Source organism: Variovorax sp. GW821-FHT06D12 (assembly GCF_059419205.1).
On sequence record NZ_JBWKRI010000008.1, the window covers coordinates 364,927 to 380,833 of the forward strand.

Below are 15,907 nucleotides of genomic sequence, written 5' to 3' on the forward strand. Positions count from 1 at the left end.
TCCTTCGTGAATTCAGTGCGGCTCGGCGGCGAGTGCGGGCGCGGCATGCGGCGAGACGGGTTCGATCGGCGGCGTGTCGCGGTCGAGGAAGCGCAGCAGCGTCGTCTTGCTGATCGCGCCGCAGAAGCGGCCGTCGCCGGCCACGACCGGCAGCGCGCACGGCGCCTGCGCGAGCTGGCCGATGAGACCGGCCACGGGGGCTTCGGCGTCGATGCGCGGCAGGTCCTCGAGGAAGGCGTGCTGCAACCCGAGCGGGCCCGAATGCCCATCGAGCGCACCGCGCAGCGTGTCGGCCGAGACCACGCCCAGGAAGCGCTTGGTCGGGCTGGTCACGTAGGCGAAGTCGCGGTCCTGGTCTTCCAGCAGCTTGAGCGCCGCGCGCGCGCCGCGCTCGGGGTGCTCGCACACCACGGTGAGCGACTTGCGCGCGATGTCGGCCGCCTTGAACACCGCCGCCGCGTCCACGCCGCGCACGAAGCTGCGCACGTAGTCGTCGGCCGGGGTGCGCAGGATCTCGTCGGGCGTGCCGACCTGGATCACGTGGCCGTCCTTCATGATCGCGATGCGGTCGCCGATGCGCATGGCTTCGTCCAGGTCGTGCGAGATGAAGACGATGGTGCGGCGCTGCACCTGCTGCAACCGCAGCAGCTCCGACTGCATCTCGGTGCGGATGATGGGGTCGAGCGCCGAGAAGGCCTCGTCCATCAGCAGGATCGACGGGTCGGACGCCAGCGCGCGCGCCAGGCCCACGCGCTGCTGCATGCCGCCCGAGAGTTCGTCGGGGTAGCTGTCGCCCCAACCCGAAAGGCCCACTTGCGCCAGCGCGAGGTCGGCCTGCGCGAGGCGGTCTTTCTTGCGCGTGCCCGACAGCTCCAGGCCGAAGGCGGTGTTCTCGCGCACCGTCATGTGCGGCATCAGGGCGAACGACTGGAACACCATGCTGATGTCCTTGCGGCGCAGCGCGCGCAGCTTGCTGTCGGAGTGCTCGTTGATGTCGGCCCCGTCGATCACGATGCGCCCGGCGGTTGGCTCGATCAGCCGGTTCAACAGGCGCACCAGCGTCGACTTGCCCGAGCCCGACAGGCCCATGATCACGAAGATCTCGCCGGCCTGGATCTCGAAGGTGGCATCGAACACGCCGATCGACTGGCCGGTCTTCGCCAGGATGTCCTTCTTGGAAAAACCTTGGCGGACCAGCTCGAGGGCTTGTTCGGGCGAGTCGCCGAACACCTTGAAGACATGGTCGATGAGAATTCCTTTGGCCATATGCCGGGGCTCCTTGAGTGAAGGGTGGACACAGCACCGCCCCGGAAGGCGGCAACGGCCACGCCATCAGCCCGATGAGGGAGCTGCCCGACAGCGCGCATGAAGATTGCGCATGCGCATGCAATGGCCCGGCGAGCCCCGAGGGCTGCCGACAGGCACTGAAGACGACTTGGCGACGAAGCCAGTGCCCGCCGGATGCTTCATTCGCAGACAACGGGCCTGGTCGAGGGGCGCCGCCTGGATGAGCGTGACGTGGCAATGGGGCCGGAAAAAGATCCGGCCGGTTTGCCGGGCTGAGCCCGGCGTGAAGGGCCTTGCACCGCGACGGGATTCGCTGATCCGCGAGTAGTGCAAGGGTGACCAACATGACTTGTTGGTCGTCGGAAGCCGCTAATTATAACTTTTTGGCATGACGCGAGTCAACCCACGGGCGTATCGTGTCTGTGGGACCCGGGCGAAAGGCCTCGTCAGATGCGAGCCATTCTTATCGAGACCATACTCGGCATCGCGCCCGACAAGCGGCGCAACCATCCAAGACCGTGGAGCCATTTTTCTCATGACGACTTCTCCCAAGACCCGTGCCGAGCGCGACACCTTCGGCCCGATCGACGTGCCGGCCGACAAGCTGTGGGGCGCGCAGACGCAGCGCTCGCTGCAGAACTTCGACATCTCCGGCGAGCAGCAGCCGCGCGAAATCATCAAGGCGCTGGCGCAGGTCAAGCGCGCATCGGCCGTGGTCAACCACGCGCTGGGCCTGCAGGACGAGAAGAAGACGAACGCCATCGTGGCCGCGGCCGACGAGGTCATTGCCGGCAAGCACCCGGGCGAGTTCCCGCTGGTGGTCTGGCAGACCGGCTCGGGCACGCAGAGCAACATGAACGTCAACGAGGTGCTGGCCAACCGCGCCAGCGAACTGCTCGGCGGCGAGCGCGGGGAAGGGCGCCTGGTGCACCCGAACGACGACGTGAACCGCAGCCAGTCGAGCAACGACGTGTTCCCGACCGCCATGCACGTGGCCGCCGTCGAGGCCATCACGCACAAGCTGCTGCCCGCCATCGCCAAGCTGCGTGGCACGCTGGCGAAGAAGGCCGAAGACTTCGCCGACATCGTGAAGATCGGCCGCACCCACCTGCAGGACGCCACGCCGCTCACGCTGGGCCAGGAGTTCTCGGGCTACGTCGCGCAGTTGGCGCATGGCGAGGCGCACGTGCGCGCCGCGCTGCCGCACCTGAGCGAACTGGCGCTGGGCGGCACGGCCGTGGGCACCGGGCTCAATGCGCCGAAGGGCTATGCAGAACAGGTGGCGGCCGAACTCGCAAAGCTCACTGGCCTGCCGTTCGTGACCGCACCGAACAAGTTCGAAGCCATGGCCAGCGTCGATGCGCTGGTGCATGCCCACGGCGCGCTCAAGACGCTCGCGGCCAGCATGAACAAGATCGCCAACGACGTGCGCTGGCTCGCGAGCGGCCCGCGCAGCGGCATCGGCGAGCTGAGCATTCCCGAGAACGAACCCGGCTCGTCGATCATGCCGGGCAAGGTCAACCCGACCCAGAGCGAAGCCGTGACGATGCTGGCCGCGCAGGTGTTCGGCAACGACGTGGCCATCAACATCGGCGGCGCCTCGGGCAACTTCGAGCTGAACGTGTTCCGCCCGATGGTGGCGCACAACTTCCTGCAGAGCGTGCGCCTGCTGGCCGATGGCATGGTGAGCTTCAACGACCACTGCGCCGTGGGCATCGAGCCGAACCGCGAACGCATCACGGAACTGGTGCAGCGCTCGCTGATGCTGGTGACGGCGCTGAACACGCACATCGGCTACGACAAGTCGGCCTACATCGCGAAGAAGGCGCACAAGGAAGGCACGAGCCTGCGCGAGGCGGCGATTGCGTCGGGGCACCTGACGGCCGAGCAGTTCGACCAGTGGGTGGTGCCGGAGAACATGACCGGTCGCTGATCCGCTCCGTAGCCCCCATGAAAAAAGGACCCGCGAGGGTCCTTTTTCGTTGCCGGCCGATCGATCAGTAGCCGATCGTGTAGCGCTGGCGCGAGTGCGCGGGCTTCTCGAGCTCGTCGATGAACGCGATCGCGTAGTCCTCGAAGGTGATCCAGCTGCGGCCCTCGGCGCTCACCAGCAGGTCGTCCTTGCCGAGGCGGAACTTGCCGGTGCGCTCGCCTTCGACGAATTCGGCCGAGGGCGACAGGAAGGTCCAGTCGAGGTCCTTCTCGTTGCGCAGCGCGTCCAGGAACACGCCGCCGGCCGTGGCTTCGGCGCGGTAGGCATCGGGGAAGTTCGGCGTGTCGATCACCTTCAGGCCGGGCGCTGCGAACAGGCTGCCGGCGCCGCCGACCACCAGCAGGCGCTTCACGCCCGCGCGCTTCACCGGCTCGATGACGGCCGCGGGCGGCACGGTGGCGAAGTGCGCGGCGCTGAACACGGCGTCATGGCCGGCCACGGCCTTTTCGAGGGCGGCGGCGTCGAGCGCGTCGACATCGACGGTCTTGACGTTGGCACGGCCCGCCAGCTTCGCGCTGGCATGGCGGGCGATGGCCGCCACGGTGTGGCCGCGGCGCAGCGCTTCTTCGAGAAGGCGGCCGCCGGCACGTCCGGTGGCGCCGAGGATGGCGATGTGGCTCATGAGGGACTCCAGTCAAAAGTTGGGAAGGGGATGAACCGCATCTTAGGTTTCTGGTTTCGAAAGAAATACCTCGAATTCCGCGCTTCTTTATTCCTAAAATCGTTCGAATGGACCGATTGAACGCAATGCGGGTGTTCGTGACCGTGGTGGACGCGGGCAGCCTTTCGGCCGCGGCCGACAAGCTCGACCTGTCGCGCCCGGTGGTCACGCGCTACGTGGCCGAACTGGAGCAATGGACCGGCGCACGCCTGCTGCACCGCACGACGCGGCGCCTGAGCCTCACGGCGGCGGGCGAGGAACTGCTGCCGCGCTGCCGCCAGGTGCTCGAACTCGCGGGCGACATGCAGGCGGCGGTGCGCCATCCGGCCGAGGCGCCCAGCGGGCAGCTGCGCATCACCGCCAGCACCTCGTTCGCGCAGGCGCAGCTGGCCGGCGCGGTGGCCGATTACGTGCGGCGCTACCCGGGCGTGGCGGTCGACCTGGTGCTGCTCGACCGCGCGGTGAACCTGGTGGACGAGCGCATCGACCTGGCCATCCGCGTGTCGTCCGAGATCGATCCGAACCTCATCGCGCGCCGGCTCTCGGTGTGCCGTTCGGTGGTCTGCGCGACGCCCGACTACCTGAAGACGCACGGCCAGCCGCAGCGCGTGGAAGAGCTGGCGCAGCGCAACTGCCTCACGCACTCGTATTTCGGCCGCAGCCTGTGGAACTTCACGCGCAAGGCCGACGGCCTGCCGGTCTCGGTGGCCGTGGCCGGCAACCTCTCGACCAACGACGCGGCCAGCCTGATGGCGCTGGCGCGGGCCGGGGCGGGCATCGCGATGCTGCCCACCTATCTGACGTCGGGGTTGCTGCAATCGGGCGAGCTGGTGTCGCTCTTTCCCGATCACGAGCCGCAAGTGCTGGGGGTGTATGCGGTGTACGCCTCGCGCAAGCACATGCCGTCTGCGCTGCGCACCTTGCTCGATTTCTTGGCCGAGCGCTTCACTGAAGTGCCGGCCTGGGATGCTACTTAGCAGGCCCTCAGTGGTGGGCGTTGGCGGCGGCCGCCTCGTTCATCAGCTTGTCGGTGTAGGCGATGGCCATGGCCGAGAACAGGAACGCGATGTGGATCACGGTCTGCGCGATCAGCACCTTGTCGGTGTAGTTGTCCGCGTTGATGAAGGTCTTGAGCAGGTGGATCGAGCTGATGCCGATGATGGCGGTGGCCAGCTTCACCTTGAGCACCGAGGCGTTCACGTGGCTCAGCCACTCGGGCTGGTCCTGGTGGCCTTCGAGGTCCATGCGGCTCACGAAGGTCTCGTAGCCGCCCACGATCACCATGATCAGCAGGTTGGAGATCATCACCACGTCGATCAGCGCCAGCACCACCAGCATGATCACTGTCTCGTTGAGCGCGCCGACCGGTGCGGTGGTCTTGTAGCCGATGCTCGCGATCAGGGCCTGCAGCGCGTCCTTGTTGCCGAAGGCGGCTTCGACCAGGTGCAGCAGCTCGACCAGGAAGTGCACCACGTACACCCCCTGCGCCACGATCAGTCCCAGGTACAGCGGCAGCTGCAGCCAGCGGCTCGCGAAGATGAGCCGGGGCAGTGGCTTCAGCGGGGAACTGCGTGCTGGTACGGGCGCGTTCCGGGCGTCGAAAGGATCGGGGGCGGACATGAAGTAAGAAGACAGATGTAAAAAGTCGGGCGATTCTAGAGGTCTCCCAGTGACGCACTCGTGATAACCCTGCGAACTAACATCGACCCCGTCAGTGGCCCGTAAGTGCGTGCCCCGACATTACGGCCGCATTCAATCAGGAGACAAGAGCATGAGCAGCGCATCGAAGAACATTGAATCCGTCCTGGTCGAGAACCGCGTGTTCCCGCCCGACGCCCGCGCCACCGAAGGCGCCCGCATTGCCGGCATGGCCGCCTACGAGGCGCTGTGCAAGGAAGCCGAACAGGACTTCGAAGGCTTCTGGACCCGGCTGGCCAAGGACAACCTGCAGTGGACCAAGCCCTTCACCCGCACCCTGGACGAATCGAAGGCGCCGTTCTACGAATGGTTCGGCGACGGTGAACTCAACGCCAGCGCCAACTGCCTGGACAAGCACATCGGCACCCCGGTCGAGAACAAGACCGCCATCGTCTTCGAAGCCGACGACGGTGCCGTCACCCGCGTCACCTACAAGGAACTGCTGGCCCGCGTGAGCCAGTTCGCCAACGCGCTCAAGGCGCAGGGCATCCGCAAGGGCGACCGCGTCATCATCTACATGCCGATGACCATCGAAGGCGTGGTCGCCATGCAGGCCTGCGCGCGCATCGGCGCCACCCACAGCGTGGTGTTCGGCGGCTTCTCGGCCAAGGCACTGCAGGAACGCATCATCGACGCGGGCGCCGTGGCGGTCATCACCGCCAACTACCAGCTGCGCGGCGGCAAGGAGCTGCCGCTGAAGGCCATCGTGGACGACGGCATCGCGCTGGGCGGCTGCGACACGCTCAAGACCGTGCTCGTGTACGAGCGCACGCCCACCGCGTGGAACCGCGTCGAGGGCCGCGACAAGACCTTCACCGAAGCGCTGGCAGGGCAGAGCACCGAATGCGCGGCCGTGCCGGTCAATGCCGAGCACCCGCTGTTCATCCTCTACACCTCGGGCTCCACCGGCAAGCCCAAGGGCGTGCAGCACGCCACCGGCGGCTACCTGCTGTGGGCCAAGCTCACGATGGACTGGACCTTCGACATCCGTCCCGAAGACCTGTTCTGGTGCACCGCCGACATCGGCTGGATCACCGGCCACACCTACGTCGCCTACGGCCCGCTCGCGGCCGGTGCCACGCAGGTCGTGTTCGAAGGCATCCCCACCTTCCCGCATGCGGGCCGCTTCTGGGAAATGATCCAGAAGCACAAGGTCTCGATCTTCTACACCGCACCCACCGCGATCCGCTCGCTCATCAAGGCGGCCGAAGGCGACGAAAAAGTGCACCCGAAGAACTGGGACCTGACCAGCCTGCGCATCCTCGGTTCGGTCGGCGAGCCGATCAACCCCGAAGCGTGGATGTGGTACCACCGCAATATCGGCGGCGAGCGCTGCCCGATCGTCGACACCTTCTGGCAGACCGAAACGGGCGGCCACGTCATCACGCCGCTGCCGGGCGCCACGCCGCTGGTGCCGGGTTCGTGTACCTTGCCGCTGCCGGGCATCATGGCCGCCATCGTCGACGAGACCGGCAAGGACCTGCCCAACGGCGCGGGCGGCATGCTGGTCATCAAGCGGCCGTGGCCCTCGATGATCCGCACGATCTGGAACGACCCCGAGCGCTTCAAGAAGAGCTACTTCCCCGAAGAGATGGGCGGCACCATCTACCTGGCCGGCGACGGCGCGGTGCGCAGCGCCGACCGCGGCTACTTCCGCATCACGGGCCGCATCGACGACGTGCTCAACGTGTCGGGCCACCGCCTGGGCACGATGGAAATCGAATCGGCGCTGGTGTCCAAGACCGACCTCGTGGCCGAAGCCGCGGTGGTGGGCCGTCCCGACGACGTGACGGGCGAAGCCGTGTGCGCCTTCGTCGTGCTCAAGCGCGCGCGCCCGACCGGCGAAGAAGCCAAGCAGATCGCCAACGAGCTGCGTGCCTGGGTCGCCAAGGAAATCGGCCCCATCGCCAAGCCCAAGGACATCCGCTTCGGCGACAACCTGCCCAAGACGCGCAGCGGCAAGATCATGCGGCGCCTGCTGCGCAGCATCGCGAAGGGCGAGGCGATCACGCAGGACACCTCGACGCTGGAGAACCCGGCGATCCTCGACCAGCTGTCCGAGACGAACTGAACTCCAGGGTTGGCCGAATCCGGCCAATCCGGAACAGTTGTCACGAACGCGCTGTACAGAGGTGTAGGACATGGCCGTTTGTGCGGCCATGTGCACCAAAGCGGCCTCCTGGCTGAGGTAAAACCGATGTCGTCACCGCGCGCCACGACAGGCGCGCGGCTTTTGTCATCGTGATCGGTTGTTTGCAAGGAGGCGCCACATGGGCGTGAGATCCGCTTTTCTTTTTGTCATCGTGCTGCTCATCGCGGGGCTTGCCGCGCTGAACTGGGGCACGTTGTCGGCACCCACCGACGTGTGGCTGGGCTTCATGAGCGTGTCGGCGCCGCTGGGGCTGATCATGCTGGGGCTCACGGCCGTGCTCGCAGCCTTCTTCCTCGTGTACGTGCTGTACCTGCACAGCTCGGTGCTGCTGGAGACCAAGCGCCACACGAAGGAAATGCAGACCCAGCGCGACCTCGCCGACAAGGCCGAGGCCTCGCGCTTCACCGAGCTGCGCAACTTCCTGGAAGCGCAGGAGAAGCAGCACATGTCGCACAACGCCGACCGGCACACGGCGCTGCTGGCGCGCATGGATCAGCTGGAAAGCGCGGTCAAGCTGCGTTCGGACCAGACCGACAACACGGTGGCGGCGCACATCGGGCAGCTCGAGGACCGCATCGAACGCCGTCCAGTGCCCAGCGACATCAACCCGAGCATCTGAGCGGGCGCGCCGCTGCGCGCTTCGTTTTCCTGCCGATTACTTCGTCGACAGCACCCAGGCCGCGAGCTTCTTCGCATCGGCTTCGCTGACCTGGTTGTTGGCCGGCATCGGCACCGGGCCCCACACGCCCGAGCCGCCCTTGATGATCTTGGTGGCCAGCGAGTTGGCCGCGCCCTTGTCGTCCTTGTACTTGGCCGCGATGTCCTTGAACGACGGCCCGAGCACCTTGCGTTCGACCGCGTGGCAGCTCATGCAGTTCTTCGACGTGGCAAGGGCCAGGTCGGCAAAGGCGGGCGCCGCGAGGCCGAGGCCCAGGGCTGCCATCAACATCGTTCTTTTCATGGGGACTGTTTTCGTAAGGGCTGAGTTACATTCGATCCAACGCGATTGTAGGTAGCGCGGTGCACACGCACCGGCGGCGATACCGACCAACTCGGAGGGTATTCGCGATGTGGTTTCTGCTCTTGGGCCTGCTCGGTGTAGCCCTCAAATATTTCGAAGTGGGCATGGTCGCCGGCTGGAGCTGGTGGATCGTGCTGAGCCCGTTCGCGCTGGCGCTGGCCTGGTGGGCCTGGGCCGATTCGTCGGGCTATACCAAGCGCAAGGTCATCGAGCGCGAAGAGCGGCGCAAGCAGGCGCGCATCGACCGCCAGAAGACCAACATGGGCCTGCGCACCAGCAACGGGCAGCAGCGCCCGCGCCGCTGACCCCGCGGCTCCGTCACCCGCGCCGCATGCCGACAGGACGCGCGCCATGGACGACGAAGCCGCCACCCACGCCTTGCTGGTCTTCGGGCTGTCGCTGCTGGTCGGTCCGGCTGTCGGCGCGCTGGTCGGGCGTTTCAAGACCTTCTTCTGGGGCGCAGGCATTGGCGCCTTGCTGATCGGCTGCGCCGGCCTGTACGGCGCGGTCACGGTGGGCTGGCAGCGCTACCAGTCGATCGCGGGCACGGCCAGCACACAGGGCAGCCTGGTCGAGTTCGTGGAAGAGCGCAGCAAGGACAGCAAGGGCTACGTCACCACCACGCGCGCGCCTGTCGTCGAATACACCGCCGCCGATGGGCAGAAGCGCCGCGTCAAGGGGCTCGGTGGCAGCCTGTCGGACAAGGAGTGGGGCGATGCGGTCGAGGTGCGCTACAGCACCGCCGACCCGGCCCAGGCGCTGGTGGCCGACTTCCAGAACATGTGGGGCATCGTCTGGGGACTGGGCCTCTTCGGCGGCTTTCCGACGATGTTCGGCCTGTTCTTCACTGGCATGGCGCTCAAGGAAGGCCGCAGGGGCAGGCCGGCGCCGGTGCGCGAGCCGACGCCCGCGCAGAAGAAATGGCGCACGCGCGGCACGGTGCTGGCGAACGTGGTGTTCCTGGCCGGCTTCGCGCTGGTGTTTCTCTATCCCGACGACAGTGCGATGAAGCAGTTCGGTGCGGGTTTTCTCACCATCGGCGCGGGGGCGCTGCTGCACTTCGTCGTGCAGAGCTTTCCCCCGGCGATGGATTTCGAAGCCCGGGCCATCTTCGCGATCGTAGGTTTGGGCTTTATCGCCTTCGGCTACGGCGCGTGGATGATGGGCTGATGCCGCTTCAGAACTTGTCGAGCACCGCGCCCGAGCTCGCGCTCGAGGCGTTGAACGCGAACTTGGCCTGCACGCCGCGCGTGTAGCGCGGGGCCGGCGGCGTCCAGCCTTCGCGGCGCTTGGCCAGCTCGGCTTCGGGCACGTTCAGTTCGAGCACCAGCTTGTGCGCGTCGATGGTGATCGAGTCGCCTTCGTTGACGAACGCGATGGTGCCGCCCGCCGCCGCTTCGGGCGCGACGTGGCCGACCACCATGCCCCAGGTGCCGCCCGAGAAGCGGCCGTCGGTGATGAGGCCGACGCTCTCGCCCAGGCCCGCGCCGATCAGCGCACCCGTGGGCGCCAGCATTTCCGGCATGCCCGGGCCGCCCTTGGGACCGAGGTAGCGCAGCACCATCACGTCGCCGGCGACGATCTTGCCGGCCAGGATGGCCTGCAGCGCGGACTGCTCGTCGTCGAACACACGCGCCGGGCCGGTGATGACCGGGTTCTTCAGGCCGGTGATCTTGGCGACCGCGCCTTCGGGCGACAGGTTGCCCTTCAGGATGGCCAGGTGGCCTTCCTCGTACATCGGGTTGTCGATGGGGCGGATCACGTCCTGGTCGGCGCGCGGCACGTCGGGCACGTCCTTGAGCACTTCGGCGATGGTCTGGCCGCTGATGGTGATGCAGTCGCCGTGCAGCAGGCCGGCCTTGAGCAGCACCTTCATGACCTGCGGAATGCCGCCGGCCTGGTGCAGGTCGACCGCGAGGTACTTGCCCGAGGGCTTCAGGTCGCAGATCACGGGCACCTTCTTGCGCATGCGCTCGAAGTCGTCGATGGACCACTCCACGCCAGCCGCGTGCGCGATGGCCAGGAAGTGCAGCACCGCGTTGGTCGAACCGCCGGTGGCCATGATGACTGCCACGGCGTTCTCGATGGCCTTCTTGGTCACGATGTCGCGCGGCTTCAGGTCCTTCTTGATGGCCTCGATCAGCACCTTGGCCGATTCCTTTGCCGAGTTGGCCTTCTCGTCGTGCGGGTTCGCCATGGTCGACGAGTAGGGCAGCGAGATGCCCAGCGCCTCGAACGCGCTCGACATCGTGTTGGCCGTGTACATGCCGCCGCAGGAGCCGGTGCCGGGAATGGCGCGCTTCTCGATCTCGTGCAGGTCTTCGTCGCTCATGTTGCCGGCGGCGTTCTGGCCCACGGCTTCGAACACGCTGACGATGTTCAGGTCCTGGCCCTTGTAGCGGCCCGGCAGGATGGTGCCGCCGTAGACGTAGATGGCGGGCACGTTGGCGCGCAGCATGCCCATGAGGCCGCCGGGCATGTTCTTGTCGCAGCCGCCGACCACCAGCACGCCGTCCATCCACTGGCCGCCGACGCAGGTCTCGATGCAGTCGGAAATGACCTCGCGGCTCACCAGCGAGTACTTCATGCCTTCGGTGCCCATGGCCATGCCGTCGGAGATGGTGGGCGTGCCGAACACCTGCGCGTTGCCGCCGGCTTCCTCGATGCCCGCGATGGCCGCGTCGGCCAGCTTCTGCAGGCCCGAGTTGCAGGGCGTGATGGTGCTGTGGCCGTTGGCGACGCCGACCATCGGCTTCTTGAAGTCGCCTTCCTCGTAGCCCATGGCGTAGAACATCGAGCGGTTGGGGGCGCGGCTCTTGCCTTCGGTGATGTTCGCGCTGCGGCGGTTGATCTGGATGGTCTTGGTGTCCATGGTGTCTCTTCTGTCGTGGGAGATCGTGAGGGGAGCGCCAAGTATCGGACTTCTGATTGATTGGTTCCAATCCAATTTGAAGCTTGGATTGATATGCTTGGCATATGAATGAAGCCCTCATCGACCTGCGCGCCTGGCGCCAGTTCGTGGCCGTGGCCGAAGAGCTGCACTTCGGCCGCGCCGCCCTGCGCTTGCACATGACGCAGCCGCCGGTCACGCAGGCCATCGCCCAGCTCGAGAAAACGCTGGGCGTGGTGCTGTTCGACCGCACGCGCCGCCGCGTGGCGCTCACGCCGGCCGGCGAGGCGCTGCTGCCCGATGTGCGCGAGCTGCTGGCGCGCGCCCAGGCGCTGCCGGCGCGGGCGCGCGCGGCGGCGGCGGGGCAGGTGGGGCGCGTGCGCATCGCCTTCGTTTCGACGGTCGGCTTCGAGCAGCTGCCGGCCTGGGTGCGCGAATTCCGCGTGCTGTGCCCCGAGGTGGCGCTGGAACTGGTCGAGGCCACCGGCGACGTGCAGCTCGAGGCCTTCGCGCGCGGCGAGATCGACGCCGGCCTGATGCTGCATTCGCCGGGCGCCGCGCCGCCGGGGCTGGCCTGCCTGCCGGTCGAGGTGGAGCCGCTGGTGCTCGCGCTGCCGGCCCAGCACCGGCTGGCCGAGGCGCGGCCCGTGCCGCTGGCCGAGGTGCTGGACGAGCCGCTGGTGATCTTTCCGCGCCGCATCGTGCCCTCGCTGCACGACGCGATCTTCGACCTCTACCACGCGGCCGGGCGCACGCCGCAGGTGGCGCAGGAGGCGATCCAGATGCAGACCATCGTCAACCTCGTGTCGGGCGGCATCGGCGCGGCCTGGGTGCCGCACAGCGTGATGCAGTTCCGGCGCGCGGGCGTGGTGTATCGGCAGGTTCACGAGTTCAAGGGCGTGGGGCGCCGCCGCGTGACGCTGCCGGTGTGCGAGACCAGCCTCGTGTGGCCCGCGCAAGCTTCGCATCCTGCGCTGGCGCGCTTCGTGGCCTTCGTGCGCGAGCGGGCGGGGCGCGTGCCGGCGTAAGACTCAGGCGCTGCGCGAAGCCCGGCCGGCGGGCGAGGGCGCATCGAGCGTGGCCGCCAGCAGCGTGTCGAGCCAGCCCGCGAAGGCCTGCACCCGCCGCGACAGATTGCGTCGGTGCGGGTAGACGAGGTGCACCGGCAGCGGCTCGGCGCGCGCGTCGGGCAGCACTTCCACCAGCTCCCCGGCCGCGAGGTGCTCGCGCACGTCGTAGGCCGGGATCTGGATCAGGCCCAGCCCCGCCAGCGCGCAGGCGATGTAGGTCTCGGCGTTGTTCGCCGCCACCTGGCTGCGCAGGCGCAGCACCTGGGTCTCGCCGTCGCGCACTTGCCATTCCCAGGGCGCGGCCCGGCCGCTGGTCGGCGAGGCGTAGTTGACCGCCACGTGCTGCGGCAGGTCGACCGGCGTGCGCGGCATGCCGTGGCGCGCGAGGTAGGCGGGGCTGGCGCAGTTGATGAGCGTGAAATGCCCCAGCGGCCGGGCCACGAGACTGCTGCTGGCGAGCGGGCCGACGCGCAGCGCGCAGTCGACGCCTTCGAGCACGAGGTCGACCGCGCGGTCGCTGGAACCGAGTTCCAGTTCGACCGCCGGGTGGTGCGCAAAGAAGTCCGGCAGCGCCGGTGCGATCAGCAGCCGCGCGATGCGGCTGGGCACGTCGACCTTGAGCCGGCCGCTCACGCTGCTGTGCGCGGGCTGGAACTGCTGCTCCATGTCTTCCATGTCGGCCACCAGCGCGCGGGCCCGCTCGAGCAGCACCTCGCCGTCGGGCGTGAGGCCCACGCGGCGCGTGGTGCGGTGCAGCAGGCGCGAACCCAGGCGCGCCTCGAGCTGCTGGATGGCGGTCGAGATGGTGGCGCGCGGCAGCGCCAGCCGGTCGGCGGCGCGCGTGAAGCTGCCGGTTTCGGCCACGCGCAGGAAGACCTGGAGGAGTTCGATGCGGTCCATGGCGGCGGGGCTGATTGTTCGTGGTTTTCAGAACAGTCTAGCCTTGAATGAATGATTTATCTGCAACTTGGCGATCAATAGACTGGCGGCTCGTCACACATCCCGTCCCGGGTCTTTCACTCACTCAGAGGAATCCATCCATGTCCGCACGCACGCTCACGAACAAGGTCGCCGTCATCGCCGGCGGTGGCAAGAACCTCGGTGCCCTCATCGCCCACCAGCTGGTCGACGGCGGCGCCCGCGGCATCGCCATCCACTACAACAGCGATGGCTCGCGCGCCGAGGCCGAGCAGACGGCGGCCGCGCTGAAGGCCAAGGGCGCCGACACGCTGCTGGTGCAGGGCGACCTCGCGGTGGTCGAGAACAACGTGAAGCTGTTCGACCAGGCCGTGAAGCACTTCGGCCAGGTCGACCTGGCGATCAACACGGCGGGCGTGGTGATCAAGAAGCCGATCCTGGACATCACCGAGGCCGACTACGACAAGAGCTTCGACGCCAATGCCAAGGCGGCCTTCTTCTTCATCCAGCAGGCCGGCCGCACGCTGGCCGACGGCGGCAGCATCGTGACGCTGGTGAGCTCGCTGCTGGCGGCCTACACGCCATTCTATGCCATCTACCCGGCGGCCAAGGCGGCGGTGGAGCACTACACGCGCGCGGCCTCCAAGGAGTTCGGCGACCGCGGCATCTCGGTGAACGCCATCGGCCCGGGCCCGATGGACACGCCGTTCTTCTACGGCCAGGAAAGCCCCGAGGCCGTGGCGTACCACAGCAGCGCCGCCGCGCTCAGCAAGTACTCGAAGAAGGGCCTCACCGACATCGAGGACATCGCGCCCATCGTGCGCTTCCTGGTCACCGACGGCTGGTGGATCACGGGCCAGACGATCTTCGCCAACGGTGGCTACACCACGCGCTGACCCGCCGATATCCGGCAAGATGCGCCCAGGAGGACAACGCAGATGCACACAGTCATGGTGATGGGGGGCGGCTTCGCGCTGCTGGTGGTGTTTCTTCTGGCCGGCCGCTTCATGGGCGACGGCTCGTCGATGGCGCTGGCCGCGGCGGCCAAGTGGTTCATTCCGGCGTGGTTCGTCGGCGCGGGCATCAACATGGCCGTGGGCGTGCTCAAGGCCGGGTACTCGGTGGCCGAGGAGCTGCCGATCTTCCTGTTCATCTTCGCGGTGCCGGCCGGGGTGGCGGGGTTGCTGTGGTGGAAGTTCGGGCGCTGACATTGCCCTGAATGCCCCCGCGGCCGCGGCGTCATTGCGCCACGGCACAATCGTCGGATGCTCATGTATCCGCAGATCAATCCCATCGCCTTGCAGCTGGGGCCGGTGGCCATCCACTGGTACGGCCTGACCTACCTGGCGGCCTTCGCGCTGTTTTATTTCCTGGGCACGCGCCGCCTGCACCACGAGCCGTTCCGTTCGCTGGCCACGGCCGGCGTGTGGCAACGCAAGGACATCGAGGACATCCTGTTCCTGGGCGTCATGGGCGTGATCGTCGGCGGCCGGCTCGGCTACTGCCTGTTCTACAAGCCCGAGTACTACCTCACGCACCCGCTCGAGATCCTGTACGTGTGGCAGGGCGGCATGAGCTTCCATGGCGGCCTGCTCGGCGTGATCGGCGCCATGGTGTGGTTTGCGCGCTCGCGTGCGCGGCCGTTCTGGCAGGTGATGGACTTCGTCGCGCCCTGCGTGCCGACCGGCCTGGCCGCGGGCCGCGTGGGCAACTTCATCAACGGCGAGCTGTGGGGCCGCTTCAGCAGCCCCGATCTGCCCTGGGGCATGGTGTTCCCGCAAAGCGGCTCGATGCTGCCGCGCCATCCGTCGCAGGTCTACCAGTTCCTGCTCGAAGGCCTGCTGCTGTTCGTCGTGATGTGGCTCTATGCGCGCAAGGAGCGCAAGCAGGGCCAGGTGGCCGCCGTGTTCCTCATCGGCTATGGCGTGCTGCGCTTCGTGGCCGAGTACTTCCGGGAGCCCGACGATTTCCTGGGCCTGCGCGCACTCAGCCTGAGCCAGGGCCAGTGGCTCAGCGTGCCGATGGTGATCGCCGGCATCGCGCTGTGGTTCTGGTTCGGCCGCGCCGGCAAGACAGGCAGCACCGCGCGCGCCTGACCTCTCCACACCCCGCACAACGCGGCGCAGCACCTTCGGGTGCGTGCCGCTTTTTTTCGTCCGTCTCAGGGTAATTCCGGGCTGCAAGGGCAGGGCGCGGCCCTTGCATTGCGTTAACCAT

Annotated in this window: 16 protein-coding genes; 10 read left to right on the top strand and 6 right to left on the bottom strand. The window is 67.4% G+C overall.

Features of this window, described 5'->3' with window-relative positions; all coding sequences use genetic code 11:
* Positions 1-12: 12 nt before the first annotated feature.
* On the bottom strand, positions 13-1,266 hold the full coding sequence (gene proV, locus AC07SQ_RS24805) for a glycine betaine/L-proline ABC transporter ATP-binding protein ProV (protein WP_487847087.1): 1,254 nt from the start codon (positions 1,264-1,266) through the stop codon (positions 13-15).
* A 556-nt stretch (positions 1,267-1,822) separates the two neighbouring features.
* Here proV and fumC point away from each other — a divergent pair.
* Positions 1,823-3,220, top strand: a complete 1,398-nt coding sequence (fumC, locus tag AC07SQ_RS24810) for a class II fumarate hydratase (protein WP_495271447.1) — start codon at positions 1,823-1,825, stop codon at positions 3,218-3,220.
* 64 nt (positions 3,221-3,284) lie between these two features.
* Here fumC and AC07SQ_RS24815 read toward each other — a convergent pair whose 3' ends face one another.
* A complete protein-coding gene (locus AC07SQ_RS24815) occupies positions 3,285-3,902 on the bottom strand; it encodes an NAD(P)-dependent oxidoreductase (protein ID WP_495271446.1) in 618 nt (205 codons plus the stop codon).
* 107 nt (positions 3,903-4,009) lie between these two features.
* Between AC07SQ_RS24815 and AC07SQ_RS24820 the strand changes: the two genes are divergently transcribed.
* Entirely contained in the window at positions 4,010-4,918 is a 909-nt protein-coding gene (locus AC07SQ_RS24820) for a LysR family transcriptional regulator (protein ID WP_495271445.1), read from the top strand.
* A 7-nt stretch (positions 4,919-4,925) separates the two neighbouring features.
* Here the strand turns inward: AC07SQ_RS24820 and AC07SQ_RS24825 are convergent, their stop codons facing one another.
* Complete coding sequence (locus tag AC07SQ_RS24825) at positions 4,926-5,561, bottom strand: YqhA family protein (protein ID WP_062475803.1); 636 nt, start codon at positions 5,559-5,561, stop codon at positions 4,926-4,928.
* A gap of 151 nt (positions 5,562-5,712) precedes the next feature.
* On the opposite strand from AC07SQ_RS24825, the gene acs reads away from it, so the two are divergent.
* Positions 5,713-7,710: an acetate--CoA ligase gene (gene acs, locus AC07SQ_RS24830; protein ID WP_495271444.1), complete on the top strand. Its 1,998-nt coding sequence runs from the start codon at positions 5,713-5,715 to the stop codon at positions 7,708-7,710.
* A gap of 199 nt (positions 7,711-7,909) precedes the next feature.
* On the top strand, positions 7,910-8,410 hold the full coding sequence (locus tag AC07SQ_RS24835) for a hypothetical protein (protein ID WP_062482638.1): 501 nt from the start codon (positions 7,910-7,912) through the stop codon (positions 8,408-8,410).
* A gap of 36 nt (positions 8,411-8,446) precedes the next feature.
* Here the strand turns inward: AC07SQ_RS24835 and AC07SQ_RS24840 are convergent, their stop codons facing one another.
* Positions 8,447-8,752, bottom strand: a complete 306-nt coding sequence (locus AC07SQ_RS24840; RefSeq protein ID WP_095745089.1) for a c-type cytochrome — start codon at positions 8,750-8,752, stop codon at positions 8,447-8,449.
* Positions 8,753-8,859: 107 nt separating this feature from the next.
* On the opposite strand from AC07SQ_RS24840, the gene AC07SQ_RS24845 reads away from it, so the two are divergent.
* Both AC07SQ_RS24845 and AC07SQ_RS24850 read left to right on the top strand, forming a co-directional pair.
* The gene (locus AC07SQ_RS24845; protein WP_062482640.1) at positions 8,860-9,117 is read left to right on the top strand and encodes a TIGR04438 family Trp-rich protein; all 258 of its coding nucleotides are present in this window, start codon (positions 8,860-8,862) and stop codon (positions 9,115-9,117) included.
* Positions 9,118-9,163: 46 nt separating this feature from the next.
* Positions 9,164-9,982, top strand: a complete 819-nt coding sequence (locus AC07SQ_RS24850; protein ID WP_495271443.1) for a DUF3592 domain-containing protein — start codon at positions 9,164-9,166, stop codon at positions 9,980-9,982.
* Positions 9,983-9,989: 7 nt separating this feature from the next.
* Here the strand turns inward: AC07SQ_RS24850 and ilvD are convergent, their stop codons facing one another.
* Positions 9,990-11,684: a dihydroxy-acid dehydratase gene (ilvD, locus tag AC07SQ_RS24855; protein ID WP_495271442.1), complete on the bottom strand. Its 1,695-nt coding sequence runs from the start codon at positions 11,682-11,684 to the stop codon at positions 9,990-9,992.
* 104 nt (positions 11,685-11,788) lie between these two features.
* Between ilvD and AC07SQ_RS24860 the strand changes: the two genes are divergently transcribed.
* Positions 11,789-12,730 carry a LysR family transcriptional regulator gene (locus tag AC07SQ_RS24860; RefSeq protein WP_101492949.1) on the top strand — a complete coding sequence of 314 codons (942 nt, stop codon included), beginning with the start codon at positions 11,789-11,791 and terminating at the stop codon, positions 12,728-12,730.
* A gap of 3 nt (positions 12,731-12,733) precedes the next feature.
* Here AC07SQ_RS24860 and AC07SQ_RS24865 read toward each other — a convergent pair whose 3' ends face one another.
* Positions 12,734-13,672, bottom strand: a complete 939-nt coding sequence (locus AC07SQ_RS24865; protein ID WP_495271441.1) for a LysR family transcriptional regulator — start codon at positions 13,670-13,672, stop codon at positions 12,734-12,736.
* A gap of 140 nt (positions 13,673-13,812) precedes the next feature.
* Here AC07SQ_RS24865 and AC07SQ_RS24870 point away from each other — a divergent pair, with 140 nt between their 5' ends.
* Genes AC07SQ_RS24870 through lgt form a run of 3 tightly spaced genes read left to right on the top strand, consistent with a single transcriptional unit; the run spans position 13,813 to position 15,786 of the window.
* Complete coding sequence (locus AC07SQ_RS24870; protein ID WP_495271440.1) at positions 13,813-14,586, top strand: SDR family oxidoreductase; 774 nt, start codon at positions 13,813-13,815, stop codon at positions 14,584-14,586.
* Positions 14,587-14,628: 42 nt separating this feature from the next.
* Positions 14,629-14,898 carry a hypothetical protein gene (locus tag AC07SQ_RS24875; protein WP_495271439.1) on the top strand — a complete coding sequence of 90 codons (270 nt, stop codon included), beginning with the start codon at positions 14,629-14,631 and terminating at the stop codon, positions 14,896-14,898.
* A gap of 57 nt (positions 14,899-14,955) precedes the next feature.
* Positions 14,956-15,786 carry a prolipoprotein diacylglyceryl transferase gene (gene lgt, locus AC07SQ_RS24880; protein WP_390344240.1) on the top strand — a complete coding sequence of 277 codons (831 nt, stop codon included), beginning with the start codon at positions 14,956-14,958 and terminating at the stop codon, positions 15,784-15,786.
* Positions 15,787-15,907 lie beyond the last annotated feature (121 nt).